Raw genomic sequence first — 26,869 nt, forward strand, 5'->3', positions numbered from 1 at the left:
GCAAGCCATCCTCTACACGTCGAAGCGATTCACGTTCCTCCTGACCGAGCAGGCGATTCGCTGGCCGGTTATCTCCGCGTTGGCGTTGGCCGAACAGATGGACCGCCTGTCTTCCCTGTCCTACCTTCCGAGCGTGCGTATCGGCGTGATTCCTCTCGGGGCGGTAACGCCCAGAACTCCGCTGAATACCTTCACCATCTACGACACTTCCTTGGTCACCATCGAAACCTCAGCGGGAAGTCTTGTCCTGTGCGACGGACAAGATGTTCAGAGCTACTCAAAGGAATTTGAGGGGTACGAGGAATCCGCGTTGTTCGGGGAGGAGCTTCGAGTAAGGCTTGCCGAGTGGTCGGCTGCGTGCCGTTCATGATCTGCAGTCCACAACGCGCATGAAGCGCGGACCCGTGCGTATTCCAAAGGATCATCTTTCGGCAGATACCCAGTCGGGAGGCCGTGCGGGATGAGCGCACCGAAGACGACGATGACGGGGCCGGTGCATGTGACAACTCCGGTCGGGGAGCCGGACCCTGTGGCAGGTTGCGGCGCGTGCCTTGGCATCGCTGTGACTCGAACCAACGCCCGATCGGTTGGGGACTGCTCGAAGGTGTCCGGCCCCCGAAGGGGGGCCGACAGGGCGAAGACGAAGAGCACAAGCAGCAGCCGGCGAAGGTGGGCCGCGTAAGCGGCCCCCAGCAGGAAGACGAAGGGGCTGGCTCCCTTGGGGGCCTACGGCCCCCCAACTTGTCCTTCGTAGATCTTGGCAAGGTCAAGCAAGGTCAAGCAAGAGGAACGGCGTCGACGCTGGTTCGGAGACGCGCGTACGCATCTCCCGTGCCAGTGGACTTCGACTACGACGGCTTGACCGACCGGCTCCAAGAAGCAGGGCACGAGCCGCCGCCCTTCTGATCGCAAGACAGAAGGCCCCCAGGCCGGGGGCCTTCCTCGGTTGCTCAGCCCGCATCAGACAGAGATCGCAACCATCTCGGCTACCTCTGCTCCCGTGGCTTCCTCCTCAGCCTTCGCCCGCTGCGCTGCCCGTTCCGCGTCGAAGTCCTCCCAGCGGCTGACGATCTCCCACTCCACACCCGTAAGCGGCTTCGGCTTCTCGTACGGCTTTCCGTCCAACGAGATCGGCGTGATCGGTGAGAGCACCTGAGAAGACTTGGAGGGCAGGTCCCAGTAGGAGATGCCCTGTTGCTTGATGTTCTCGATCAGGTCGCCGGGATCGACGGCCAGGATGTCATGTCCGAAGTACGCCTTGACCTTGTGCTTCTTCAGCCATTCACGCCGTTCGTCGACACTCGACCGCTCCCACCACTCCGCGTAGCTCTCGCCCGTACCCGTCCACACGGTCACCGGCTTCGGCCCCTCCTGGTTGGTGACCTTCTCCCGTTCCCGCGCAAGCTCAGCGACGCGCGAGGAGTACACGACGGCGCTGAGCTCGTCCTGCTGGAGTTCCTTGAGGAGCTGGTTCATCTTGCCGTCGATCACGGCGAGCTTCGCCGCACGGCTGTCGTCGATGGTCGTCTTCGACTCCATACGTTCCAAGTGGCCGATCTCGCCCAACAGGGTCGACTCCAGCCAGGGGTACAGGTCTTCGGCCCAGAACCTCTGCTTCGGGCATGCCTGGATGCCCTTGCTCTTGTTGCCGTGACAGCGGTACCGCTCGCGCTTGCCCTTGGCCGGGTCGCCCTTCACGAAGTAGAGGGCGCTTCCGCACAACAGGCAGAACGTCACGCCCACCGTCGGCGAAGTAGAGCCCTTCTGCTTCTTGTACTTGACCGAGGCGACGGCTTCCGACAGCTTCGTCCACTCCTCCTCGTTCAGTACCGGCTCAGAGCGCATGACAGGCGTGCCGTCGTCGTTGCGGGCTACGGCGCCACTGGCGCGTACGTACTCCCCGAGCAGGGAGCGGCTGATCAGTACGGCTTGCACTGTGGTCGGCGTCCACCTGGCTCCCCGAGGCTTCGGGTCGGCCAGCCGAGTTGTGCTCTCGCCTGCCGCCGCGCGAATGCGAGCGATGTCCTGAGCCGTGGGTACACCTTGCTCGTTCAACCAGTCGGCCACGGCCGAGAAGCTCGGCTTCTCGATGAAGCGCCGGATCATCTCGATCAGCGTCGGGCCGTACTCGGGGTCGAGTTCCAGAGTGAAGCCTGCGTCGCCCTTCACTGCTCTACGTCCGAACGGGACAAGGCCACCCGGCCAGCGGCCGGTCTTCCGCATGGTCTCCCGGGAAGCCTTGTTGCGGGCCTTGATGGCGTCCAGCTCGGCCTCTGCGACCACAGCCAGGATCTTGGCGATGGTCTTGCCCCACGGCTTCGAGAGGTCGAATCCCTCCTCGCAGGAGATGAGGCCCTTGCCGTTCGCCTCGCACCACTCGATGATGTCCGAGAGGTGGCGGACCGACCGCGCGATGCGGTCGATCTTCAGGATGATGATGTGGTCGAACTGGTCCCTCTTGTTGTTGAGCCAGTCGCCCAGGGACGGTCGCATCCACGGCGAGATGGACGCCGACACGTCGATGTCGACGGCGAAGTCGACCAACTCCATTTCCTCCGCGTCCGCACGCTTGCTGAGGCGGGTGCGCTGCGTGTCCTCCCCCGTCTGGTTCTCGTTGCCGACGGACAGACGGACCACGCCAAGAGCCCTGGGCTTCTCGCTCACGCTCTTCCCTCCCCCACAAGGGGCGGCCCTCCCTGGCCACCCCCACGTAGCGGGAAGTCTACAGACGGTGCCGACCGTACTTTTCCCCGACGGTTCCACGCTGACCAACCCGTCGCTGGCCCAGGTCAAGCAGAAGATCGGCGCCTGACGGCGGAAGCCGGCGTCTGACGCGGGTACGCGACCGCCCCTTCCGGTCACCTCGACCGGGAGGGGCGGTTCTGTGTTCTGTCAGTGCGCCGGCTGGGTGAGTGGCTTCGGCAGGGGCTTGCCGTACCAGATCTCCACCAGCCGCGCCGCGATCGAGATGCCGAGCGGTGGCAGGATCTCGCCCGTTTCGATCGCCGTCCGCAGGTCCTCCCGGGAGAACCAGCGGGCCTCCCCGATCTCCTCGCCGTCCACCGTGATCTCCGACGACGTCGCGCGGGCCATGAAGCCCAGCATCAGGCTCGACGGGAACGGCCAGGGCTGGCTGGCGACGTACTCGACCTCGCCCACCGTGACCCCCGCCTCCTCGAAGACCTCGCGCGCCACCGACTTCTCGATCGACTCACCGGGCTCCACGAAGCCGGCCAGGGTGGAGAAGCGGCCCTCGGGCCAGTGCACCTGACGGCCCAGGAGCGCGCGGTCCTCGTCGTCCGTGACGAGCATGATCACCGCGGGGTCGGTACGCGGGTAGTGCTCGGCACCGCAGGCCGGGCAGCGGCGGATGTGGCCGGCCGCCGCGATCACGGTGCGTTCGCCGCAGCGCGAGCAGAAGCGGTGGAGGCGCTGCCAGTTCTCCAGGGCGACCGCGTGGACCAGCAGGCCCGCGTCACGCGCGGAGAGCAGCGTGCCGACCTCGCGCAGCCCGGCGGGACGCGCCGACTGGTCCATGCGTCCCGGGAGCGAGTCCTTCTGGAGCGCGAAGTAGCGCACACCGTCGTCGTCCGTACCGAGGAAGTAGCGGTGGGCCTCGGTGACCGGCGCCTCGAAGGCCGGGGTCATGACGAGTTCGGTGCCCCCGTCAGGGGTGTCGTCGACCAGCGCCTGGCCGCCCGACACCACGAAGACCCGGGTCGTCGGGTGGCTCCACGCGGCCGCCAGCCACGCCTCGTCGAGGCGGTGGTGCGCGGCACGGTCGATGCCGCTGGGCGCGGTCAGGCCGAGCGGTCGGTGTGCGGTGTCGTGACTGCTGGTGGTGCTCACAGGTACTTCCAACTCCCCCGGATGGCATGGGTTTTCGGTTCAGCGGAGTGCTCAGCGGTGCGTTCTGCCAAGGGCGGCGGCAAGGTCTCCCCACAGGTAGGCGGTGGTCTCCACACCCTTGAGGAGAAGGTCCACCTCGACTTTCTCGTTCGGCGCGTGCCATCCGTCGGACGGCACGGAGATGCCCAGGAACAGCACCGGCGCGCCGAGGACGTCCTGGAGATCGGCGGCAGGGCCTGATCCGCCCTCTCGGGTGTAGCGGATTTTCTGGCCGAAGGCGCGTCCCATGGCCGTGACGACCGCCTGGAGCGCCGGGTGCTCCAGCGGGGTCAGGCACGGACGGGTGGCGGCGCCGAAGGTGATCTTGTGGCGGACACCGGACGGGATCCGCTGCTCGGCCCAGTCGCGTACGGACCGCTCGATCCGGTCCGGGTCCTGGCCGGCGACGAGCCGGAACGACAGTTTCAGCAGGGCGGAGGACGGCACGACCGTCTTGCTGCCCTCGCCCTGGTAACCCCCGCCGATGCCGTTGACCTCGGCGGTTGGACGGGCCCAGACACGTTCCAGGGTGGAGTGGCCGGCCTCGCCGAGCGTGGCGAGTGAGCGGGCCGTGCGCAGCCACTCCTCCTCGTCGAAGGGCAGCTCGGCGAAGAGGGCGCGCTCGGCGTCCGTGAGCTCGGCGACGCCGTCGTAGAAGCCGGGGATCGCGACGCGCTCGTGCTCGTCGTGGAGGGCGCCGACGAGCCGTCCCGCGACGGTGGCGGGGTTCGGCACCGCGCCGCCGAACGAACCGGAGTGGATGTCCTGGGCCGGGCCGTACAGCTCGATCTCGCATTCCGCGAGACCCCGCATGCCGGTGCAGACGGTGGGTGTGGTCTCCGACCACATGCCGGTGTCGGAGACGATCACGACATCGGCGGCGAGGCGCTCCGCGTGCCGTTCCACCAGGGCCCGGAAGTGCGGGGAGCCCGACTCCTCCTCGCCCTCCACGAGCAGTTTGAGGTGGACGGCGGGGGTGGTACGGCCGGTCGCGGCGAGGTGCGCCCGAACGCCGAGTGTGTGGAAGAACACCTGGCCCTTGTCGTCCGCCGCGCCGCGTGCGTAGATCCGGCCGTCGCGCCGGACCGGCTCGAAGGGGTCGGTGTGCCAGCCGTCCTCGCGGGCGGCGGGCTGTACGTCGTGGTGGCCGTAGACCAGGACGGTCGGCGCGGCCGGGTCGTCGGACGGCCACTCGGCGAAGACGGCGGGGGCGCCGGGCGTTCCCGCGCCTGCGTCTGCGCCGGTACCTGCGTCTGCGCCGGTACCTGCGCCGGCGCCCGTCCCGGTGGGCCAGACCTCGGCCACCGGGAAGCCGGTCTCCCTGAGCTTCGCGGCGAGCCAGTCGGCGCTGCGCCGGACGTCGGCGTCGTGGTCGGGCTGAGCCGACACGGAGGGTATACGCAGCCAGTCGGCCAGGTCGTCGAGGAAGGCGGCTCGGTGGGACTGGATGTACGTACGGACGACGCTGTCCGGGGACTCGCTCATGTGTCGAGCCTAACCGGCTCGGCGAGTGTTCCGGTCTGCCGGTTCGTCAGGTGGCACACCGGTGAGAATCCGTTCCAGTTCCTCCCGGCCCGGCAGGTGAGCGGGCCGGACGATCTCCCCGGTCCGTACGTAGAGGAACGCCGCCGTGACGGCGGAAGGCGGGATTCCGTGCTGCTCGGCCCAGGCGAGTCGGTAGACGGCGAGCTGCAGGGGGTCGCCGGTGCGGGCACGGCTGGTCTTCCAGTCGACGATCTCGTACGTGTACGCCGCGGGACCGGCCTCCGTCGCCGTCGGATCGGCGGGATCGGTCTCGTACGGGGTGCGGTAGACCGCGTCGATCCGGCCGCGGATCACCCGGCCCGCGAGGGTGAGGTGGAACGGTGTCTCCACGCGGTACGGCGTGCGCCGGGCGTACGGGGAGCGCTCGAAGGCGGCTTTGAGGGCGGCCAGGTCCCGTTCGTCCGCGATCTCCGGCTCGTCGTCGGCACCGCCCGGCAGCTCGTCGGGACCGAGCATCGGGAGCGGCAGCTCCTCGAACCTCGACTCCACCCAGGCGTGGAACCGGGTGCCCCTGCGGGCCGCCGGCTGCGGAGGGCGCGGCATGGGACGGGCCAGCTCGTGGGCGAAGCCGTCGGGATCGGCGGCGAGGCGCAGGAGCTGCGACGCGGAGAGGGTCGGCGGTACGGGGACGTCGCGGACGGCGGCGCGGGCGCGGCGGAGTTCGCGGGAGAGGGTGTCGAGGTCGCGGTCCCACGAGGCGAGTGCGCGGGCCTCTTCGGGCGTGAGCGGGTCGGGCTCCGAGCGGCGGGGGGCGGGGAAGGGCGCGGGCGCCTCACCGCGAGTGGGCGCCGGCGCCTCGCCGGGGGCGGGCGCCTCGACAGGCGCGGGCCGGGGCAGCTCGATGGCCGCGGGCTCGGGCGCCTCGACAGGCGCGGGCCGGGGCTCGGTCCGGTCAGGGGAAGCAGGCGCGGTCGGCTCCGGGGCGCCGCGTGTGGTCTCCCAGGCGTCCCAGTCGGAGAGGTCGGCCGGGTCGGTGGGGTCCTCGTCGGTGGCGGCCAGGTCGTCCGGGGCGGGCCAGTCGCCGGGGCCGGCCGGAGCGTCGTCGGCCTCCGGCTCGACGAACACCTCCGCGTCATCCGGTTCGAACGGCGCGTCCTCGTCTCCCCAGCCGGTCCCGTCCCAGTCGTGCTCGTCCTGGCTCACGCCCGGCGTCTGCGCCGTCCTCAGCTCCTCCAGGTGCGCGCGGACCGTGTCCGCCGCAGCCCGGCGGCGGGCCAGGGACCGGGCGTCCAGCGAGAGCGGCCACGGCTGCGGGGTCGCGGGAGTCCGCAGCGCCGGATTCCCCTCCCCCTCGGCGGGCTCGTCCGCCCATGCCTCGATCTCGCCGAAGCCCGCAGCGCAGTGCTCGTACAGCGCGTGCAGGAAGTCCGAAGGACCTCTGGGACGTTTCTGGCTCGGGCCCCACCAGTGGCCCGAGCCGAGCAGCAGTGACCGGGGGCGGGTGACGGTGACGTACCCGAGGCGCAGCTCCTCCGTGTGCTGGTGGGCCTTCATCGCCTCCTTGAAGGACTTGAGGCCTCGCGCGTCCCAGGACCCGATGTCCGGCAGCGTCGCGGCATCGCCGCGCAGCGCGTGCGGGAGGACCTTCGGCTGCGCGGTCCAGCCCTCGCGCGCCTTGGAACTGGGGAAATGTCCCGTCACCAGTCCGGGCACGGCGACGATGTCCCACTCCAGTCCCTTGGCCTTGTGCGCGGTGAGCACCTTGACGGTGTTCTCTCCCCCGGGCAGCGCGTTGTCGAGGCCTTTCTCGTACTGGGCGGCGGTCCGCAGGAAGGCCAAGAAGGCCAGGAGGCCGGCCTGTCCGTCGAGCGCGGCGAAGGAGGCCGCTATGTCGAGGAAGTTGCTCAGCGTCTCACGGCGGCGCGCGGCGAGCGCGTGTGGTGACGCGGACAGTTCGACCTCGAGGCCCGTGGTGGCCAGGACGCGGTGCAGGACGTCCATCAGCGGGTCGGCGAGGGAGCGGCGCAGGTCACGCAGTTCCGTGGCGAGAGTCGCGAACCGGAACCGGGCCGCGGCCGAGAAGGGCAGGCCGTCCTCGGGGGCACCGGCCGAGCCGAGGAAGGTGTCGAGGGCGTCGGCGAGCGAGATGACTTCCGCCGGGTCGGTGCCCTCCACGGCCGCGGCCAGCCGTTCGTCGGCGTCGTCGGCCTCTCCGGAGCCCGTACCGCGGTGGACCAGCAGCCGCGCCCGGCGCCCGAGCAGGGCCAGGTCGCGGGGGCCGATGCGCCAGCGGGGGCCGGTGAGGAGCCGTACGAGGGAGGCGTTGGCACCGGGGTCCTGAAGAACCTCGCAGACCGCGACGAGGTCGGCGACCTCGGGGAGGTGGAGCAGCCCGGAGAGCCCGACGACCTCGACGGGGACGTCACGGGCCACCAGTGCGCCCTGGATCTCGGCGAAGTCACCCGCGGTCCGGCACAGCACGGCGATCTCGCCCGGCTCCTTTCCCGTGCGCACCAGCTGGGCGATCGAGTCGGCCAGCCACTCCATCTCCTCGGCGTGCGTGGACAGCAGGGCGCAGCGCACACTGCCGTCGTGCTCGGCGCCCGGGGCGGGGCGCAGGGCCTCGACGCCTTCGTGCATGGCCCGCAGCGGTTCGGCGAGGCCGTTGGCGAGGTCGAGGAGGCGGCCGCCGCTCCGGCGGTTCTCACTGAGGGAGAAGCGGGTGGCCGGCGTTCCGTCGGCATGCGGGAAATGGCGGGGGAAGTCGTCCAGGTTGGCGACCGAGGCGCCGCGCCAGCCGTAGATGGCCTGGCAGGGGTCGCCCACGGCGGTCACCGCGTGGCCCGTGCCGCCACTGCCCGTACCGGTGTCGGTGTCGGTGCCGCCGGTACCGGGGGCGCCCGTACCGGTGGTCGCGCCGCCGAACAGCCCGGCAAGAAGCAGCCGCTGGGCGACCGACGTGTCCTGGTACTCGTCCAGCAGGACGACCCGGAACTCCTCCCGCAGGATCCGGCCGACCTCGGGCCTGGTGAGGGCCAGCTCGGCGGAGAGCGCGATCTGGTCGCCGAAGTCGAGCAGATCGCGGTCGCTCTTGGCCTCGCGGTAGCGCCTGACGAGATCGAGCAGTTCACGGCGGGCCGCGGCCGTCTCGGGGATTTTGCGCAGCTCGGCGTTGCTGAGGACGGTGCCGTCCAGGGTGCGCAGCAGCTCGGTGTCGTACGCGCCGAGCCGCCCCGGCCGTACGAGATGCTCCGCCAGCTCGGCATCGAGCGCGAGCAGATCGCTGACCAGGGCGGGGAGCGTCTTGGTCAGCGCGGGATACGGTCCTGGCGCCTCCCGGAGCACGCGAGCCGCGAGCTGGAAGCGGGTGGCGTCGGCGAGCAGCCGGGAGGTCGGTTCGAGCCCTATCCGCAGGCCGTGGTCGGTGAGGAGCTGACCGGCGAAGGCGTGGTAGGTCGAGATGCGCGGCTCGCCCGGCGGATTGTCCGGGTCGATGGCGTCGGGGTCGGTGACCCCGGCCCGTACGAGCGCTTTGCGGACCCGCTCGGCCAGCTCGCCGGCGGCCTTGTTGGTGAAGGTCAGGCCGAGCACCTGCTCCGGGGCGACCTGCCCGGTGCCCACCAGCCAGACGACCCGGGCGGCCATCACCGTCGTCTTGCCCGAACCGGCTCCGGCCACGATGACCTGCGGGGCGGGCGGCGCGGTGATGCAGGCCGTCTGCTCCGGGGTGAAGGGGATGCCGAGGAGTTCTTTGAGCTGCTCGGGATCGGTGAGGTGGGCGGGGCGGTGGTCGGGTTGATGGGCGGGTCGGTGGTCGGACACCTCACGAAGGCTAACCGGCACCACCGACAACGGCCGTCGCGCCGGTGGCCGGGAGCAGCAGGCATGCCCGGCCGCCGACCGCTCACTCCACGATCTGCCGGCCCTCCGGCTGTGCGCTGCACGACGCGCGGAACGCGCAGTTCGCGCAGTGCTGGCCCGCCGTGGGCGTGAAACGTTCGTCGAGTACGCGCCCGGCGGCGGTGGCCAGGAGATCGCCCACCCACTCGCCGGTGAGCGGCTGCTGTGCCTGGACCTTGGGCAGTTCCTCGCCGCCCTCCCGCTTCGGGGCGGGCTGGCGCAGCTGGACGAGTTCGGCGCCGCCCGCGTCCGGACGGCGGCCCTCGAACACCTCGTCCACGGCGCCTTCGCGCACCGCGAGCTGGTAGACCGCGAGTTGCGGGTGGTGGGCGACCTCGTCCCTGGTGGGCGCGTGTTTGCCGGTCTTGAAGTCGACCACGTACGCGTTGCCTTCCGCGTCCCGCTCGACGCGGTCCATGGAGCCGCGGATCCGTACCTCGTACTCCCCCGCCCCCAGCGTGACGTCGAAGCCGTGCTCGGTGGCGGTGGCGGTTCGGCCGCCGCGGTCCGTCACGTGCCAGCGCAGGAAGCGTTCGAGCGCGACGCGCGCCTGGTCCTTCTCCTGGCGCGATTTCCAGGGAGCGTCGAAGGCGAGCGCGTCCCACACCGAGTCCAGGCGCTCCATCAGGATGTCGAGGACGGCGGGGGTTCGGCCCGAGGCGACCTCGTCGGCCAGGACGTGGACGACGTTGCCGAACCCCTGGGCGGCGGTGGCGGGCGCGTCCGCCTTCACCTCGCGTCCCAGGAACCACTGGAGGGCGCAGGTGTTGGCGAGCTGGTCCAGGGCGCTCCCGGAGAGCGCGACCGGCTGGTCCCTGTCGCGCAGCGGGACCGCGCTGTGGGTCGGCTCGTACAGGCCCCACCAGCGGTCCGGGTGGGCGGACGGTACGAGGGCCTGCCCGTCCTCGTCGCTGAGCGCCGCGAGCCTCGCGAGGCGGCGGGCGGCCGCGTCGCGCAGGGCCGGGCTCGCCTCCGGGTCGACGGTGGTGGCGCGCAGTTCCGCGACGAGCGGGGCGACGGCGAGGGGGCGGCTGGGGCGGCCTGTGACGTCCCGGGGCTCGACGCCGAGTTCGGCGAGGAAACGGGAGGGCTGGTCGCCGTCGTCGGCGGGCGCCTTGACGGCGGTGACGACGAGGCGGTCACGGGCGCGGGTCGCGGCTACGTAGAACAGCCTGCGCTCCTCCGTAAGGAGGGCGCCGGGAGACAGCGGCTCGGCCAGACCGTCCCGGCCGATCCTGTCCGCCTCCAGGAGGGAACCGCGGCGCCGAAGGTCGGGCCAGAGGCCTTCCTGTACGCCGGCGACGACGACCAGCCGCCATTCCAGGCCCTTCGAGCGGTGTGCCGTCATCAGGCGTACGGCGTCGGGGCGTACGGCCCTGCGGCTGAGTGTGTCGGCGGCGATGTCCTGGGCGTCCAGCTCCTCCAGGAAGTTCAGGGCACCGCGGCCGCCGCTGCGTTCCTCCGCGCGGGCCGCGGCGTCGAACAGCGCGCAGACGGCGTCGAGGTCGCGGTCGGCGTTGCGCCCGGCGGCGCCGCCGCGCAGGGCGGACCGTTCGAGCCGCCCCGGCCAGGGGGTGCCGTTCCACAGCTGCCAGAGCGCTTCCTCGGCGGTTCCGCCGTCTTCGAGTGACTTCCGCGCCGTACGGAGCAGATCGCCGAGCCGCTGTGCGCCCTTGGCGTATGCGGGGTCGTGCGTGACCAGCCGCTCCGGCTCGGCGAGGGCCAGCGCGAGCAGCGTGTCGGACGCGGCGGGCAGCCGCTTGCCTCCGGCCCGCTCCTCGTCGCGCAGGGCCCGCCCGAGGCGGCGCAGATCGGCGGCGTCCATGCCGCCGAGGGGCGAGGTGAGGAGGGTGAGGGCGGTCTCGACGTCGAGCCAGGAGGCGGCGGGCGCGGAGGCGTCAGCGATCTCGGATGTCTCAGATGGCTCGGGGGGCTCAGATGACTCGGGAATCTCAGAGGGCTCAGAGGGCTCGGAGGGCTCAGAGGGCTCAGAGGGCTCAGAGGGCTCAGAGGGCTCAAGTGTCCTGGAAGTCCCGGGGACCTCAGGAGACGCCATGGCCTCAGGCGCCTCGCCGGCTTCTGCCTCCGCCTCCTCTGCCGCCTTTCCCTCCCCCTCCTCCTCTGCGTGTTTTTCCTCGGCCTCCCCCTCTGCTGCCTTTTTCTCCGCCTCCTTGGGAGGCGTCGCGGCAGCCACCGTCCCAGCCGGCCGCGCGGCCGCCGCGGCCACCGCCCTCAGCGCCGTGAGCAGCGGGGAGACCGCCGGTTCGTGGCGCAGCGGTACGTCGTCGCCGTCGATCTCCAGGGGCACGCCCGCCGAGGTGAGGGCGCGGCGGACCGGGGGAATCGAGCGGCCGCCCGCGCGGACCAGCACCGCCATCTCGTTCCACGGGACGCCGTCCTCCAGATGTGCCCGGCGCAGGATGTCGGCGATGTTGTCCAGCTCCGTCGACGTCGTCGGGTACGTGTACGTCTCGACGCGGCCCCCCTCGCGTACCGCGGCCAGTTCGCGGTGCGCGCGTACCTTCTCGGCCGGAAGCCGGGTCAGCGGCATACGGCGGGTCAGCAGTCTCGTCGCCGTCAGCAGGCCGTTCCCCGAGCGGCGCGAGGTGGTGAGGACTTCCACCGGGGCCGGGGCGCCGCCGGCGGCCGGGAAGGCGTACGGGAAGTCGAGGATGCCGTTCACATCCGCGCCGCGGAAGGCATAGATCGACTGGTCGGGGTCGCCGAACGCGACCAGCGTGCGCCCCTGGCCGGCGAGTGCGCCGAGCAGCCTGACCTGCGCCGGGTCGGTGTCCTGGTACTCGTCCACGAACACGGCGTCGTACTGGGCGGCGAGACGTTCCGCCACCTCACGGCGGCTCGCCAGCATGACCGCCCGCTGGACCAGTTCCGCGTAGTCGAGCACGCCTTGCAGGTCCAGGACATCGAGGTACTCGGCGAGGAAGGCGGAGGCGGCCGACCAGTCGGGGCGGCCCGTACGCCGGGCGAACGCCGCGAGCGCGTCGGGGCCGAGCCCCAGCTCGCGGCTGCGCGCGAGCACGGCCCGCACCTCGTCGGCGAAACCGCGCGTCGTCAGGCACGCCCGCAGATCGTCGGGCCAATGGATGTTCGAACGTCCCTCCCGCTCCAGGTCGACCTGGCCCGCGAGGAGGTCGCGGACGGCGACGTCCTGTTCGGGCCCGGAGAGCAGCCGCAGCGGTTCCGTGAAGAGGTCGGCCTCCTGGTGCGCGCGGATCAGGGCGTAGCAGAAGGAATGGAAGGTGGTCGCCTGCGGCCCCTGGGTGCCGCCCAGCCTGACGGCCATCCGGTCACGCAGTTCCACCGCGGCCTTGCGGCTGAAGGTGAGGACGAGGATGCGCCTGGGATCCGCGCCGTCGGCCACCCGTCGCGCGACCGATTCGACCAGCGTCGTGGTCTTGCCCGTTCCCGGTCCCGCGAGAACGAGCAGCGGTCCGTCCGTGTGGTCAACCACCCTGCGCTGCACCGCGTCCAGCAGAGGGGGATCCACCGGGGCCGGCGGGGTACGCACCAGTCGGTACGCACCGGGAGTCCGCTGCCGTACCCCTTGGTGCGGGGTACGCCCGGTGGAGAAGGAGGAACTCACGTGGATCGCCGGTCCTGGAAGGGTCGCTGGAGGGAGGTGCTGGAGAACGTGACGCGGAGAGCGGAGACGGCCGGTACGCGCGGGGCGCGTGCCGACGACGCTACGCCGTCAGGCGGCCGGGGCGCGGGGCACGGCCCGTGTGCGCCCTGGCTGATTTCTCACTTTTCCCGCAGCGCGGCCGCATGGCGGAAACTGTCATGTGTGAGCCACATCGTCCGCCCCGTCCGGGGCTCCGGTCCCGTCCGCGGCCCCGGTCCCGTCCGCCGCCCCCGAGCCGTCCCAGCGCGCCCGCTTCATGTCCAGGCGCGGCAGATGGTCTTCGGCGCCGCGCGCGGCCTCCCGCAGCGGGGTGGACTCCTCCCGGTAGTGGTCCAGCGCCCGCAGCTCGTGCCCGGCGAGCAGAGCGCCGTCCGAGCGGACGACCCGCCACCACGGCACCGCGCTCCCGTACAGCGCCATGGCGCGGCCCACCTGCCGGGGGCCGCCGTCGCCGAGCCATTCCGCGACATCGCCGTACGACATCACCCGGCCGGGAGGGATCAGTTCGGCGACGTCGAGCACCCGCTCCGCGTACTCGGGCAGCCGCGCCGCTCCGGGCTCCTCCGGCCTCTCGGACTCCTCACTCCTCATCCGGCCCATCTTGCCGTATGCCACCGACAGCCGGGCGGCTCCGGCAGGTATCGCGGACCCGGGAGCCACCGGCTGGTCACGATCCGCACACACGGATGCAAAGGGACGTATCTCACGTACCTCTCACCCCCGCAATACACCCTGATGCCCACGTCTGTCGGTCGCCCGTGCCACCATCATGCGGGCGGTGAACGGTGATACGAGATCAAGAAGAGACGGATTCGGCGGAGGAGCCGTCCGTGCGGCCGCAGGCCGCGGCGGGTTCCTCCGGCGCCGGGTCACGCCCGGACGCGGACAGCCCCCGTACGGAGGACAGCGCCGACGCGCGGTCGCGTGAGACGGGCGACGGTGACGAGGTCACCGGGGCCCGGGAGGCAGGCGCCCCCCGCGAAAAGCCCACCGTCAAGCCGGTCGAAGAGCCCGCCGGGAAGCCGGTCACACAGCCGGTCGAACAGCCGGCGGAAAAGCCGGCCGCGGACCCCGATCACGCCGAGGACCCCGCTCCCGCCGCAAAGCCCGGCCCGACCGGACGGTCCGCCGGACAGGACTCCCGGTCCCGCGACTCCGGGGCCGCCCTCGCCGAGCGGGTCTCGGGCGACGAGCCGCTGCTCCCCGCCCGCGTCCACCGCCCGGGCGATCTGCTGCGGCTGCTCGTCGGTCTCCTTGCCATCGGCGTCGTGCTCGGCCTCTCCGCCTTCGCGCACGGCACCACGTCCGGCCTGGAACAGGACATCGACAAGGGCACCGGACAGGCTCCCGACCTGCTCGTGCAGAGCGCCGGGCTGGTCTCCAGCATCGCCGTGCTGCTCGTCCCCGTCGCCTTCGCGATCGAACGGCTGATCAAGCGCGACGGGCTGCGCATCGCGGACGGTGTGCTCGCCGCCGTGCTGGCGCACGGTGTCACGCTCGCCACCGACCTCTGGGTCGCCAGAGCCGCCCCGGGCGCCATCCAGGAGGCGCTGACCCGACCGCAGCACGGGATGGGGCTCACCGATCCCGTCCACGGCTATCTCGCGCCCGTCATCGCCTATATGACGGCCGTGGGGATGGCCCGCAGGCCACGCTGGCGCGTGGTGCTCTGGGTGGTGCTGCTGCTCGACGCCTTCGCGATGCTGGTCGCGGGCTACACCACCCCCTTCTCGATCATCCTCACGGTGCTGATCGGCTGGACCGTCGCGTACGGCACGCTCTACGCCGTCGGCTCACCGAACGTACGGCCGACAGGCCGGACGCTGATGGCGGGTCTGCGCCATGTCGGCTTCAAGCCGGTCAGCACGCGGCGCGCCGAGGACTGCGGCGACTCGTCGGACCACGCCGACCGCGGGCGCCGCTACTTCGTCTCGCTGGAGGACGGTCCACCGCTCGACGTCACCGTTGTCGACCGCGAGCAGCAGGCGCAGGGGTTCTTCTACCGGGTGTGGCGGCAGCTGACGCTGCGCTCCATCACCACCCGCAGGTCCATCCCCTCGCTGCGCCAGGCTCTCGAACAGGAAGCGCTGCTGGCGTACGCGGCCATCGCCGCCGGAGCCAACGCCCCCAAGCTGATCGCCACCTCGGAGCTGGGCCCCGACGCGGTCATGCTCGTGTACGAGCACATGGGCGGCCGGACCCTCGACTCGCTGGACGACGCCGAGATCACCGACGAGCTGGTACGCAGCGCCTGGCGCCAGGTGAAGGCCCTTCAGTCGCGGCGCATCGCGCACCGCACGCTCACCGGCGACGCGCTGCTGGTGGACGGGGCGGGCCGGGTGATCCTCACGGAGCTGCGCGGCGGCGAGATCGCGGCGGGCGACATCGTGCTGCGCATGGACACCGCGCAGCTGCTCACCACCATGGGGCTGCGGGTGGGCGCGCGGCGCTCGGCGGCGGCCGCCGTCGAGGTGCTGGGCCCCGACGCCGTGGCCGACTGTCTGCCGCTGCTCCAGCCGCTCGCGCTGAGCCGTTCCACCCGCTCGACGCTGCGCAGGCTCGCCCGTGAGCGGGCGCAGCGCGAGCGCGAGGCCGTGCTCGCGGCCTCCGAGGCCAACAAGCGCCACAAACTCGCGGAGGCGGAGGCCGCCGAGGGCGACCGCAAGGCCGTGCGGAAGTCCCTGCGCGCGGAGAAGCAGGCCGAGAAGCGCGCCATAGACGAGGCTCTCGACGAGGCGCGCGAGGAGGATCTGCTCTCCCAGATCCGCCGTCAGGTGCTGCTGATCCGGCCGCAGGCGCCGGTCGAGCCCGTCCGTCTTGAGCGGATCAAGCCGCGCACGCTGGTCAGTTTCATCGCCGGGGCCGTCGCCGCGTACTTCCTGCTCTCCGAACTGACCCAGCTCGATTTCCCGATGGTGATCAGCAAGGCGCACTGGGGCTGGGTGGCCGCGGCCGTGGTGTTCTCGGCGCTCAGTTATGTCGCCGCCGCGATGAGCCTGCTGGGCTTCGTGCCGGAGCGGGTGGGGTTCCTGCGGACCGTCGCGGCCCAGGTCGCCGGGTCGTTCGTCAAGATCGTCGCTCCGGCCGCGGTCGGCGGTGTGGCGCTCAACACCCGCTTCCTGCAACGCTCGGGGGTCCGCCCCGGGCTCGCGGTAGCCAGCGTGGGTGCCTCGCAGCTCTTCGGGCTCGGCGCGCACATCATGCTGCTGCTCTCCTTCGGCTATCTCACCGGCACGGAGAAGACGACGTCGCTCACCCCGTCCAGGACCGTGATCGCCGGTCTGCTGACGGTCGCCGTGCTGGTGCTCGTCGTGACCGCGATCCCGTTCCTGCGGAAGTTCGTGGTGACACGGCTGCGTTCGCTGTTCGCCGGGGTCGTCCCCCGCATGCTCGACGTACTCCAGCGGCCGATGAAGCTGCTCACCGGCATCGGCGGGATGCTGCTGCTGACGGGGGTGTTCGTGATGTGTCTGGACGCCTCCATCAGGGCGTTCGACGACGGCCACCAGCAGCTGAGCTACGCGAGTATCGCCGTGGTCTTCCTGGCCGGCAACGCGCTGGGCTCCGCGGCGCCGACGCCGGGCGGTGTGGGCGCGGTCGAGACGGCGCTGACGCTGGGTCTGCTGGCGGTCGGACTGCCGAAGGAGGTGGCCGCGCCCGCCGTCCTGCTGTTCCGGCTGATGACGCTGTGGCTGCCGGTACTGCCCGGCTGGCTCTCCTTCAACCATCTGACCCGCAAGGGAGCGCTCTGAGGAACGGCCGGCCGGAGGCCGGCCGGACCGGCTGCCCGATCAGCGCCGCCGGACACGCACGCCCCTGATCGCCCCTGTGACCGGCCCGGTGCGGGTTCAGTGACCGCACGGGCGGCCGGTGTCGTCCCGTGCCGCCCGGCAGTACGTTCCCAGTACAGCTTTCAACAGGCTCGGATGACAGAACTCCACCTTTCCCTCCTGAAGAAAATCTGTCGTGGCGGAGGTAGACATGCGAGACCAGAGGGACTAGCGTTTTTCTCGTAGCCAAGAAGTCAGTGAGAGGCGGCAGAGACGAACTGCCGCGCACGCAGGACAGAACAGGTGTGGCACGGCAGTGGAGCGGCGGGGCCGGAAGGATCTCGGGGTCCCCTCGCTGACTGCCGGGCCGGGCGGCCCACCGGGGCCGCCGGACTGCGCGGAAATCCGCAGTCGCAGACAGATGGATCAGCAAGAGGACAAGGAGGCAGACGCCATCAGGATCGCCCGGGCGAGGACGCAGTCGGCCCGGGTACCGCAGACCCCGGAACGGAAGGTGATCCCACGGTCACGCATCCGCGATCCCCGTACCCCCGGTTCACCGCCTGAGTGAGGGTACGGAAACGACAAGCCGGCACAACAGCGGGCCGGCAGATGGTGTTCACACCCCTCGGGGCCCTGGTGCCGTACGGCACCAGGGCCCCTCGACGCTTTCCCGGCCCTTCACACCCGGACAGTTCTGGCCCGTTCGCTGAACCGGTCAGGCCGCCTGGACGAGTTCGGCACGGCCGAAAAGGAGGGCGTAGCCGGAGGGGAGCCGGGCGAGGACCCGGTCGAGGAGACCGGGATCGACAAGACGGCCGACCACGGCGAGAACCGCTCCGGCGTCCCAGCGGGTGGTGGCGGGTGTGCCGCCCGTACGGGCGGCCAGGTCCTTGACGAAACCCCATCCGGTCAGCGGTTCACCGTCCGGGATCTGTGTGGTGAGGACGAGGGCGGCCTGAGAGGGGAGACAGGCGGCCAGCTCGGCCCGCTCGTCGCCGGTGAGCTGACGGCCGAGCGCTGCCAGCACGGCCCGCATGACATCCTCGGCCCGCTCGCGCGTGGAGTACGCGCCTTCGTACCGGATCCTTTCCAGCATCAGATCGAACGTCATACCCGGCCCGGAAGCAGCCGGTTCATACAGGGAGAACATCGGTGCGGTGGTTGCCTTTCTCGTCCAGGGGGCGGCGGTCGCGCGGCAGGACGGAAGCGCCCGGCGGCGGCCGAACGGTACGTCCGAACAGGAGATCCCCAACCGGGGGCCGTGGGCTGGACGCGGCGGGCGGGTTCTCCGCCCGCCGCGTCGGCGGCCACGCTCAGCAGGGCGCTGACGCCCCGGTCGCGGTCCGGCTCCTCACCCCAGGCCGCGCCGGGGTCCGGGCGGCGGGAACGGGGCCCCGGGGGAGAGCGCTCCCGGTTCCCGCCGTCGGCTCAGGTGGGTGAGGGATCCGGCTCAGGTGCTGATCTGCTGGTGCGCGGACCCGCCGCCGATGGCGACCTTGCGGGGCTTGGCGCGCTCGGCGATCGGGATCCGCAGCGTCAGGACCCCCGCCTCGTAATCGGCCCTGATGCGCTCCGTGTCCAGGGTGTCGGCCAGCACCAACTGACGGGAGAAGGCGCCCAGCGGGCGCTCGGAGAGCTCCATCACCACGCCGTCGGGCTTCGCAGCCGGTCGGCGCTCGGCCCTGACCGTCAGCATGTTCCGCTCGACATCGACGTCGATCGCGTCCTTCGCGACACCGGGCAGGTCGAGGGAGATCACATACTCCTCGCCCTCGCGGTAGGCATCCATCGGCATCGCGGAGGGCCGGGACCAGGTCCCGGTCACACCAGTCAGCTGCTGTGCGAGCCGGTCGAGTTCGCGGAACGGGTCAGTGCGCATCAACATTGCGAAACACCTCCAGAAGTTCAGGCAGAAACTGCCAATGCGCTTCGTCTGACACCGTTGTAGCATGTCATCCGAACGATGACAACCGCAGCGTCATCGGAACGACGACTACAGCGGAAGGGTCACGTATGAACGCGTCCCACGCCTCCGGCGACCCCACCTCCTTCTTCGCCGCCGCGACAGCGCTGAACACGATCGGTGAAGCGGTCCGCCTCGCCCAGACTCCACCGGCCCGGCCGCTCGCCGAAGGCGAGGAAGCGAGTTCCGAGCAGGTGCTTGCCACCCTCCTCCTGCTGCGCGAGCTGCGCGACCAGCTCGCGGGGTGGGAACCGGGTCTGATCGAAGCGGCGCGCGCGGCGGGCTCCAGCTGGGCCGAACTCGCCCACCCCCTCGGTGTCGCCAGCCGCCAGGCCGCCGAACGCCGCTACCTGCGCGTACGCCCAGGAACACCGGGCACCACCGGCGAAGAACGCGTACAGGCCACCCGCGACCACCGGGCCGCCGACCGCACCATCGCCGCCTGGGCCCGTACCAACGCCGCCGACCTGCGCCAGCTGGCCGGCCAGATCACCGCCCTCACCGACCTATCCGCCCAGGCCGACACCCCTCTCACGAAACTCGCCGACGCTCTCGCGGACAACGATGCCGCCCACCTCATCGACCCACTTGCCGACACCCACGCGCATCTGAAGTCCACTCACCCCCGCCTGGCGGCTCGCGTCGACACCGTCACCCGCCGTACCGGGGAACTCCGCCAGAGCAACAGCACCCAGCGCCGGACCACATGACACGCCGAGGCAGCCGGCAAGGCCCGGCCGCCGGCGACGACGACAGGCCGCCACGCGGCGTACCGTGCGCGCCGCCACCCGCATGGACCGCGGCCACGCGCGGGCCGCGCCGGGCAGGCGCACCATGGGTGCATGCCGACCTCCTCCGCGTGGCGCTTCACGGCCCTGGCCGCTCTCACCGCCACCGCTCTGCTGGCCGCCACCGGATGCTCCGACAGCAGTGCCCCGGACGATCCGGGAAAGCCCAAGGACACCGGTTCCCAGCGGCTGGACTGGACGGCGTGCCAGGCCCCGAGCGTGTCGCAGGGCGGGGGGACGAAGCCGTCACCGCTTCCCGGCGGGGACGGGAAGTGGGAGTGCTCCTTCATGAACGCTCCCCTCGACTACGCCAAGCCGGACGGCGACATGATCAAGCTGGCCCTCATCCGGGTCAGGGCCCGCGACCAGAACAAGCGGATCGGCTCGCTCCTGTTCAACTTCGGCGGCCCCGGCGGCTCCGGTATCACCGGGCTGCCGTCCTTCGCCTCGGACTACGAGCAGCTCCGCACCCGCTACGACCTGGTGAGTTTCGACCCGCGCGGGGTCGGCCGCAGCGACGGTGTGGAGTGCGAGGACGACAAGCGGCTCGACGCGTACTACGCGGAGGACTCCACCCCGGACACCGCGGCGGAGGAGAAGACCTTCGTGCAGGGGCTCGCGTCGTACTCCACGGGCTGCGAGCGCCACTCCGGGCGTGAACTGCCGTACGTCGGGACCACGAACGCGGCGCGCGACATGGACCTGATGCGCCGGGTCCTCGGGGACAAGAAGCTCAACTACTTCGGGATCTCGTACGGGACCGAGCTGGGCGGCGTCTACGCGCATCTGTTCCCGAAGAACGTCGGCAGGGCCGTCTTCGACGGGGTGGTCGACCCGACGCAGGACGAGGAGGCCGGTTCGCTCGGCCAGGCGAAGGGTTTTCAGCTCGCCCTCGGCAACTTCGAGAAGGACTGCATCTCCCGGGGCGACGCCTGCCGGCTGCCCGGCAGCTCGCCGAAGGAGATCGAACGGTTCATCACCGGGCTGCTCGCCAGGCTCGACAAGAAGCCGATCCAGGGCATCGGCGACCGGAAACTGACGGAGACCGAGGCCACCAACGGGATCGCGCAGGCGCTGTATTCGAAGGAGTTCTGGCCGCTGCTCGAAGAAGGTCTCGACGAGGCGGACGGCGGCAACGGCGCCCTGCTCCTCGCGCTCTCCGACTCGATGAACGGACGGGACGAGCAGGGCAGATACAGCAATCTCGGAGCGGCCAACGTGGCCATCAACTGCGCCGACTCCAAGCAGCGCTACACGCTGGGGCAGACGAAGGCGAAGCTGCCCGCGTTCCGCGCGGCCTCGCCGGTCTTCGGTGATTTCCTCGGCTGGGGGCTCATGAGCTGTTCGCAGTGGCCGGTGGCCGGGCAGTGGATCACGCCGGACGTCAGCGCGCCGGGCGCGCCCCCGATCGTGGTCGTCGGCAACACCGGCGACCCGGCCACGCCGTACGCGGGGGCCAGGGCGATGGTCGAGGCGCTGGGCAAGGGCGTCGGTGTGGAGCTCACGTACCGGGGCCAGGGCCATGGCGCGTACGACAGCGGCAACAAGTGTGTGCAGAAGGCCGTGAACGGCTACCTGCTGGACGGCAAGGTGCCGGCCGCCGGTACGACCTGTTCGTAACCCGCCGCGTACGAGGAGGAGCCCGGTCGGACGGACCGGGCTCCTCCTCATGTACGACTCATGCGGCGACGGCGCGCGCGGCCGTCAGTAGACCGGCTTGTCCGGCTCGATCTGGTTGACCCAGCCGATGACTCCGCCGCCGACGTGCACCGCGTCGGAGAACCCGGCGGACTTCAGCACGGCGAGGACCTCCGCGCTGCGGACGCCCGTCTTGCAGTGCAGGACGATCTTCTTGTCCTGCGGCAGCGACTCCAGAGCGGTTCCCATCAGGAACTCGTTCTTCGGGATGAGCTTGGCACCGGGGATCGAGACGATCTCGAACTCGTTCGGCTCCCGGACATCGATGACCTCGATGTTCTCGCCGTCGTCCATCCACTCCTTGAGCTGCTTGGGAGTGATGGTCGAGCCGGCCGCCGCCTCCTGGGCCTCCTCGGACACGACGCCGCAGAAGGCCTCGTAGTCGATCAGCTCGGTGACGGTGGCGTTCGGGCCGCAGACCGCGCAGTCGGGGTCCTTGCGGACCTTGACCTGGCGGTACTGCATCTCCAGGGCGTCGTAGATCATCAGGCGGCCGACCAGCGGGTCGCCGATGCCCGTCAGCACCTTGATGGCCTCGGTGACCTGGATGGACCCGATGGACGCGCAGAGCACGCCCAGCACGCCGCCCTCGGCGCAGGAGGGGACCATGCCGGGGGGCGGGGGCTCGGGGTAGAGGCAGCGGTAGCACGGTCCGTGCTCGGACCAGAACACGCTCGCCTGGCCGTCGAAGCGGTAGATCGAACCCCAGACGTACGGCTTGTTCAGCAGCACGCAGGCGTCGTTGACCAGATAGCGGGTGGCGAAATTGTCCGTGCCGTCCACGATCAGGTCGTACTGCGCGAAGATGTCCATCACGTTCTCGGCCTCGAGCCGCTCTTCGTGAAGGACCACGTTGACGTAGGGGTTGATCCCGAGGACGGAGTCGCGCGCGGACTGGGCCTTGGAACGGCCGATGTCGGCCTGGCTGTGGATGATCTGACGCTGCAGGTTCGACTCGTCGACCTCGTCGAACTCCACGATGCCGAGCGTGCCGACACCGGCCGCGGCCAGGTACATCAGCGCCGGGGACCCGAGGCCACCGGCGCCCACACACAGCACCTTCGCGTTCTTCAGCCGCTTCTGCCCGTCCATCCCCACGTCGGGGATGATGAGATGACGGGAGTACCTGCGGACCTCGTCGACGGTGAGCTCGGCAGCGGGCTCAACCAGGGGTGGCAGCGACACAAGGACCTCAACAAAGGGGTTGGTCGGTCAATCGGTACGGGCGTTCTCCCTGTAACACTGCCACGACCTTTCTCATTCCGAGACACCCGGTCCGACCAGCGAGACATGTACGTCCCGATAGTTGGCAAACGTCCACGAAAGCCGGCCGACGTCGCGAAGGTAACGTTTCACCCGATTCACGTCAGATGCGGCATGCCGCCTCCATCCAGATGTCCGCCAGCGACTCCTCCAGATTGATCCGGGGACGCCAGCCGAGCCGGTCGCGTGCGGTCCGTACGTCCGCCTGCTGCCAGCCGCCGCAGCCGTCCGGGTACGGGAAGGGCCCGATGCCCAGGTGCTCGGAGAGCGGTTCGCCGCGCGGGGGACCGACGGTGGGGTGGGCGGTACGGACCGGGTTCGGCTGCGCGTCCAGTTCGTGCAGGGTGCCCGCGTAACCGGCGACCCTGGCCAGTACGGCGGCCGCGTCCCGGAGCTTGACGGCCCGGCCCGTGCCGATGTTGACGACTCCCTGCGCGGCGGAGAGCGATGCCGCGTGCACGGCGCGCGCCACGTCGCGGACGTCCACGAAATCACGCTGCACGCCGAGGCCGGCGAGCTTCAGTTCGCCGTCGCCCGCCTGCATGGCCCGGCGCATCGCCTCCGCGAGCCGGCCGAGCGGCGAGCCGGCCGGGGTGCCGGGGCCCACCGGCGAGAAGATCCGGAGCACGACAGCGTCGAGCCCCGAGCCGAGCACCAGCTCGGACGCGGAGAGCTTGCTCACGCCGTACGGGCCTCCCGGGCGCGGCACGGCGTCCTCGGCGGTGGAGGAACCCTGAGGTGAGGGCCCGTACTCGGAGGCGCAGCCCAGCTGGACGAGCCGGGCGCCGCAGCCGCTGCGCCGCAGCGCCTCGCAGACCGTGGCGACGGCGACGGTGTTGTGGCGCACCAGATCGCGGGCTCCGCCCCGGGTGGCTCCCGCGCAGTTGATGACGACACCGGGGTGCACGGCGTCCAGGAAGCGGGTCAGCGCGCCCGGGCTGCCGCCCGCGAGGTCGAACCGTACGTCGGCGTCGTCGCCCCGGCCGAGGGCCGTGAGGTGCACGGCGGGGTCGGCGAGCAGCCGGTCGGCGACGAACCGGCCGAGGAATCCATTGGCGCCCAGCAGCAGAACCCTCATCGTGCGGCCCCTCTGTGCCGACGGGCGGGAGCTGAGGCAGGGGCCGGTACCGCGGCCCGTGCCGGTGATTGCGGGGTCATGTCTCTTCTTCTCCTAGGTGAGGGAACGAGGGGCGAGGGGGTCTGTGGGACACGGGCGCGGGTACGTCAGGTGTGCGCCGAGGCGCGGGCCAGGACGACAGTGCCGTGGACGAGCAGCCCGAACGCGGCCGCTCCGCAGGCCAGGGCGGGTACGGCAGCCCCGCCCCACGCCTGGACCGCGTGCGCGACCGGCACGGCGAGGGCCCCGCAGCCGGGCAGCCGGGCGGCCAGTACGGACGCGGCGGCCAGCGCCTCCAGGACGCAGGCGGCCGCGAGTCCGGCGGCCGCCGCGCCGGGGAAGCCGTGGACCGTGAGCAGCCGCGCGAGCAGCAGCAGCGTGCCGAGGGTGACGGTCGGGGCGAGGGAGCCCGCGTCACCGAACACCACGTTCGCGAGCACGGCGAGGCCGGTCAGGAGGGCCGCGTACAGCGCGACGGCGGTGAGCAGCAGCGGCCGCGCGCCGGCCGCGAAGTCGGCGAGGCCTCGGCTGCCGCGGAGTCTGCGTCTGGCCTGTACGGAGAACAGGTGGGCGCAGCCCGCCGCCGGGGCGACCGCGAACGCCAGGGCGGCGAGCGGTGTGACCGTCGCGGGCCACGGTCCGTCGGGTCCGCCGCTGACGAGCTGTTCGATGAGCCCGTCGCCGCAGAGCAGGCAGGCCAGCAGCCAGTACGTCCAGAGGCCGGCGGCGGGGACGGTACGGCCTTCGGCGCGCAGCGGTCCGCGCCGCAGACAGCCGGAGAGCGTGCCGGACAGGGCGAAGGCCCCGGCGAGGGCTATCGCGAACTCACTCTGACCGCTGGTGCGTTCGAGGCCCGCGAAGGTCACGACGCACACGACACCGGGCAGCAGCGAGAGCGCGGTCCAGCCGGCCCACCCCGTCCGGCCGCCCCGCGCACCCGGCGCGCCCGCTGTCCCGGCCGGCCGCGCCTCGGCGGCCGGGGCCGTGTGGTCCTGGAAACGCGGGACGCGTGCGTACAGCTCCTCCGCGAGTGAGAAGACGTCACGGTGGCGGAAGCGCGCGGCGGTCCGGTCGGTGAGGCCGTGCGCCTCCAGTCCCGCGGCGATCTCCAGCGGGTCGACGGCGTGCTCGCAGAGCCGGCGGTGCCGGTGCATGAGGAGCTTCACCGGGTCGGCGGAGCGGCGGTGTCCGGCCGGCTTCGCCGCGGGCACGCCGGGCGGCTGTACCTCCGCACGCGGCTGGTCCCGCTCGGGCAGCAGAGCCGGTGAGCGGTGGTCCAAGGCGCCGGGACCCGGTGCGCCGGCCGTGCGTGTGTCGGCCACGGGGGCTGTGGGGGCTGTGGGGGCTGTGGGGGCTGTGCCCATGGTGGTGCCTCCGTCAGACATCGCTCTCCCCCGGGCCGCCCCGCGTACCGGCCGGCAGGGCGGTGTTCTTCGCCCAGCTCGGTGTGTGCCTCTGCGGCGCCGGCCGGTGGACGCCCGTCCAGCGGCCGCGTACGGATGCCTCGGCCGGGTGCGCGAAGGGCAGCGGCGCGCCGTCGGCGCCGAGCCCGTCCGCCGGGCGGTGGACGGGGGCGTGCGAGACGAGTTCCAGATAGATCGAGCGGAACGCGGCGACGTTCTGCTCGACCGAGAACAGCTCCAGCGCGCGGGCGCGCGCTGCAGCGCCGAGCCGTTCGCGGCGCCCGGGGTCGCTCAGCAGCGCGACGCACGCGTCCGCGAGCGCCCGCGGGTTGCGCGGGGGCACCACGAGGCCCGTACCGCCGACGATCTCGACGACCGCGCCGACGTCCGTGGAGACGGTCGCGCGCCCGCAGAACATCGCCTCGACCAGGCTGACCGGGAACCCCTCCACGGTGCTGGAGAGGACGACCACGCTGCCGGCCCCGTAGGCGTCGGGCAGTTCGGGCGCCTCTGGGTCGCCGATGTCCTCGAAGGAGACGGGGTTCTCGCCGACGGCGTGCGCGTCGGCCGCCTCGTCGGGGAACAGCTGGGCCGCCAGAGCACGGCAGTGCGCGAGGTACGTGACCGCCTCCGCACCCTGCGCGGGGGTGCCTATGATCCGCAGCCGTGCCTCGGGGCGCGCTCTGCGGATCGCGGCGAAGGCGTGCAGCAGCGAGACGAGATCCTTGGTGGGCTCGATCCTGCCGACCCATACGAGGGTGTCCGCCGCGCCGGCGTCCTCGTCCACTCCGGCGAAGCGTGCCGTCTCCATGCCGGGGTAGACCGTGCGCAGTCTGGCGGGGTCGGCGCCGCACCGCTCCTGCCAGCGGCGGGCATGGCTGTTGCCCGGGGTGATGACGGCGGCCTGCCGGTAGACCTCGGCGGCCAGCCGCCGCTGGAGGCCGGCGAGCAGGGTGCGGACGGGTGGGGTGAGCGGAGGTGCTCCGGCGCCGGTGAAGCCGTCGCCGGGCGCGCCGGCCGTGGCGAGGTAGTGGGCGCGCAGCTGTACGCCGTACTCGGTGACCAGCAGCGGTACCCCGAAGAAGCGCTTGGCGAGCAGCCCCGGCAGGGCGGCGGGGCCGCCTGAGGTGGCGTGGCAGAGGTCGGCCGCGGCCAGGGTCCGCGGGCCGTACCAGTCGAGCGAGAGCGGGCGCAGGGCGCGCTCCAGGTGGTCGGCGAAGGCGAGGTAGTCGGGGACGGCGGCGGCGTGCGCGCCGCTGTGCGTGCCGGGGGCGCGGCAGGCGGATTCCAGAATCCGTACGGCGGTTTCCGAGCGCAGGGCCGCGCAGAGGCCGCCGTGTTCCCGGGCCAGGTCGGCGAGGCCGTAGAGCCCTTCGGCGAAAGCGGCGGTGTGGTCGGCGTACCGACCCCCCAGGTGCCCGCCGTCGATGTGCCCGCCGTCCACGTGCTCGCCGTCCGCGTGGACGGTCGTGCAGACGGCGCTGACCAGTTCCCCGAGGCGGGCCGCGAACCGGCGCCGCTCGCGCCGTCCGTAGGCGCGCCCGTCCCTGTCCGGCACCCAGAGCGAGGCGGTGCGCACCTGTCCGACCTGGCGCGGCAGCTGGATCCAGCCGCGCTCTTCCTGCCGGGCGCTGCGGCTCAGCGCGTAGATGTCGAACGTGTGCGAGGCGAGGCCGCGTACGAGCCGGTCGCACCAGAGCCTGGACTCACCTGTCGCATACGGATACCCACCGTCCGTAAGCAGTCCGATCCGCACGAGGACACCCCCGATCTCCTTCGTGGACGGCCGCCGTTGTCCGGCGGCTCCCAGCGGGAAGACCGTAAGCGGACATGACCGTGGCGGGGCGGGCCGGTGTTCGGGGCCGCCCCCGCCCGGGGGTATTCGACGGACATAAAGGAGCAGGGAGGGGGCAGACCCGGGACAGGAGGCTTAGGGCGGGGCGGGAAC

General features: G+C 71.6%; 16 protein-coding genes and 1 pseudogene. 5 read left to right on the forward strand and 12 right to left on the reverse strand.

Features of this window, described 5'->3' with window-relative positions; translation table 11 throughout:
• Positions 1–7 precede the first annotated feature (7 nt).
• A complete protein-coding gene (locus tag ACIP6N_RS28000; protein WP_401820158.1) occupies positions 8–370 on the forward strand; it encodes a Scr1 family TA system antitoxin-like transcriptional regulator in 363 nt (120 codons plus the stop codon).
• 590 nt (positions 371–960) lie between these two features.
• Here the strand turns inward: ACIP6N_RS28000 and ACIP6N_RS28005 are convergent.
• Positions 961–2,664 carry a recombinase family protein gene (locus ACIP6N_RS28005; protein WP_401820098.1) on the reverse strand — a complete coding sequence of 568 codons (1,704 nt, stop codon included), beginning with the start codon at positions 2,662–2,664 and terminating at the stop codon, positions 961–963.
• Between the two features lie 52 nt (positions 2,665–2,716).
• Here ACIP6N_RS28005 and ACIP6N_RS28010 point away from each other — a divergent pair.
• Positions 2,717–2,812: pseudogene (locus tag ACIP6N_RS28010) on the forward strand (NrdH-redoxin); the annotation flags it as partial.
• Positions 2,813–2,892: 80 nt separating this feature from the next.
• Here ACIP6N_RS28010 and nudC read toward each other — a convergent pair.
• From nudC to ACIP6N_RS28035, 5 genes are all read right to left on the reverse strand, one after another.
• Entirely contained in the window at positions 2,893–3,849 is a 957-nt protein-coding gene (nudC, locus tag ACIP6N_RS28015; protein WP_401820100.1) for an NAD(+) diphosphatase, read from the reverse strand.
• A gap of 51 nt (positions 3,850–3,900) precedes the next feature.
• A complete protein-coding gene (locus ACIP6N_RS28020; protein ID WP_401820101.1) occupies positions 3,901–5,373 on the reverse strand; it encodes a M20/M25/M40 family metallo-hydrolase in 1,473 nt (490 codons plus the stop codon).
• Positions 5,374–5,382: 9 nt separating this feature from the next.
• Positions 5,383–9,195 carry a UvrD-helicase domain-containing protein gene (locus ACIP6N_RS28025; protein ID WP_401820103.1) on the reverse strand — a complete coding sequence of 1,271 codons (3,813 nt, stop codon included), beginning with the start codon at positions 9,193–9,195 and terminating at the stop codon, positions 5,383–5,385.
• Between the two features lie 82 nt (positions 9,196–9,277).
• Positions 9,278–12,877: an ATP-dependent helicase gene (locus ACIP6N_RS28030; protein ID WP_401820105.1), complete on the reverse strand. Its 3,600-nt coding sequence runs from the start codon at positions 12,875–12,877 to the stop codon at positions 9,278–9,280.
• Positions 12,878–13,072: 195 nt separating this feature from the next.
• Entirely contained in the window at positions 13,073–13,516 is a 444-nt protein-coding gene (locus ACIP6N_RS28035; protein WP_401820160.1) for an MGMT family protein, read from the reverse strand.
• Positions 13,517–13,746: 230 nt separating this feature from the next.
• Here ACIP6N_RS28035 and ACIP6N_RS28040 point away from each other — a divergent pair, with 230 nt between their 5' ends.
• Positions 13,747–16,668, forward strand: a complete 2,922-nt coding sequence (locus tag ACIP6N_RS28040; RefSeq protein WP_401820107.1) for a lysylphosphatidylglycerol synthase domain-containing protein — start codon at positions 13,747–13,749, stop codon at positions 16,666–16,668.
• 736 nt (positions 16,669–17,404) lie between these two features.
• Here the strand turns inward: ACIP6N_RS28040 and ACIP6N_RS28045 are convergent.
• Both ACIP6N_RS28045 and ACIP6N_RS28050 read right to left on the reverse strand, forming a co-directional pair.
• Positions 17,405–17,839 carry a DUF2267 domain-containing protein gene (locus tag ACIP6N_RS28045; protein ID WP_401820109.1) on the reverse strand — a complete coding sequence of 145 codons (435 nt, stop codon included), beginning with the start codon at positions 17,837–17,839 and terminating at the stop codon, positions 17,405–17,407.
• A 300-nt stretch (positions 17,840–18,139) separates the two neighbouring features.
• Positions 18,140–18,574: an Hsp20/alpha crystallin family protein gene (locus ACIP6N_RS28050; RefSeq protein ID WP_401820111.1), complete on the reverse strand. Its 435-nt coding sequence runs from the start codon at positions 18,572–18,574 to the stop codon at positions 18,140–18,142.
• A 128-nt stretch (positions 18,575–18,702) separates the two neighbouring features.
• On the opposite strand from ACIP6N_RS28050, the gene ACIP6N_RS28055 reads away from it, so the two are divergent.
• Both ACIP6N_RS28055 and ACIP6N_RS28060 read left to right on the forward strand, forming a co-directional pair.
• Positions 18,703–19,362 (forward strand): type III effector protein, encoded by a 660-nt coding sequence (locus ACIP6N_RS28055; RefSeq protein WP_401820114.1) that lies wholly within the window; start codon positions 18,703–18,705, stop codon positions 19,360–19,362.
• A gap of 132 nt (positions 19,363–19,494) precedes the next feature.
• Positions 19,495–21,060, forward strand: a complete 1,566-nt coding sequence (locus tag ACIP6N_RS28060) for an alpha/beta hydrolase (RefSeq protein ID WP_401820115.1) — start codon at positions 19,495–19,497, stop codon at positions 21,058–21,060.
• Positions 21,061–21,144: 84 nt separating this feature from the next.
• Here ACIP6N_RS28060 and moeZ read toward each other — a convergent pair whose 3' ends face one another.
• The 4 genes from moeZ to ACIP6N_RS28080 form a co-directional block, all read right to left on the reverse strand.
• Complete coding sequence (moeZ, locus tag ACIP6N_RS28065; RefSeq protein ID WP_401820117.1) at positions 21,145–22,323, reverse strand: adenylyltransferase/sulfurtransferase MoeZ; 1,179 nt, start codon at positions 22,321–22,323, stop codon at positions 21,145–21,147.
• 181 nt (positions 22,324–22,504) lie between these two features.
• A complete protein-coding gene (locus ACIP6N_RS28070; RefSeq protein WP_401820119.1) occupies positions 22,505–23,479 on the reverse strand; it encodes an NAD-dependent epimerase/dehydratase family protein in 975 nt (324 codons plus the stop codon).
• A gap of 146 nt (positions 23,480–23,625) precedes the next feature.
• A complete protein-coding gene (locus ACIP6N_RS28075; RefSeq protein WP_401820121.1) occupies positions 23,626–24,840 on the reverse strand; it encodes a hypothetical protein in 1,215 nt (404 codons plus the stop codon).
• Positions 24,841–24,895: 55 nt separating this feature from the next.
• The gene (locus ACIP6N_RS28080) at positions 24,896–26,677 is read right to left on the reverse strand and encodes a glycosyltransferase (RefSeq protein WP_401820123.1); all 1,782 of its coding nucleotides are present in this window, start codon (positions 26,675–26,677) and stop codon (positions 24,896–24,898) included.
• Between the last annotated feature and the right edge of the window lie 192 nt (positions 26,678–26,869).

Source organism: Streptomyces sp. NPDC088725 (assembly GCF_044751305.1).
Classification (GTDB): Bacteria; Actinomycetota; Actinomycetes; order Streptomycetales; family Streptomycetaceae; genus Streptomyces.

Excerpts from the sequence above, each read along its gene's own strand:
- ACIP6N_RS28035 (WP_401820160.1), bottom strand. The coding sequence starts at position 13,516 with ATGGGCCGGATGAGGAGTGAGGAGTCCGAGAGGCCGGAGGAGCCCGGA.
- ACIP6N_RS28055 (WP_401820114.1), top strand. The coding sequence starts at position 18,703 with ATGAACGCGTCCCACGCCTCCGGCGACCCCACCTCCTTCTTCGCCGCC.
- ACIP6N_RS28070 (WP_401820119.1), bottom strand. The coding sequence starts at position 23,479 with ATGAGGGTTCTGCTGCTGGGCGCCAATGGATTCCTCGGCCGGTTCGTC.
- ACIP6N_RS28060 (WP_401820115.1), top strand. The coding sequence starts at position 19,495 with ATGCCGACCTCCTCCGCGTGGCGCTTCACGGCCCTGGCCGCTCTCACC.
- ACIP6N_RS28050 (WP_401820111.1), bottom strand. The coding sequence starts at position 18,574 with ATGTTGATGCGCACTGACCCGTTCCGCGAACTCGACCGGCTCGCACAG.
- ACIP6N_RS28045 (WP_401820109.1), bottom strand. The coding sequence starts at position 17,839 with ATGTTCTCCCTGTATGAACCGGCTGCTTCCGGGCCGGGTATGACGTTC.
- ACIP6N_RS28020 (WP_401820101.1), bottom strand. The coding sequence starts at position 5,373 with ATGAGCGAGTCCCCGGACAGCGTCGTCCGTACGTACATCCAGTCCCAC.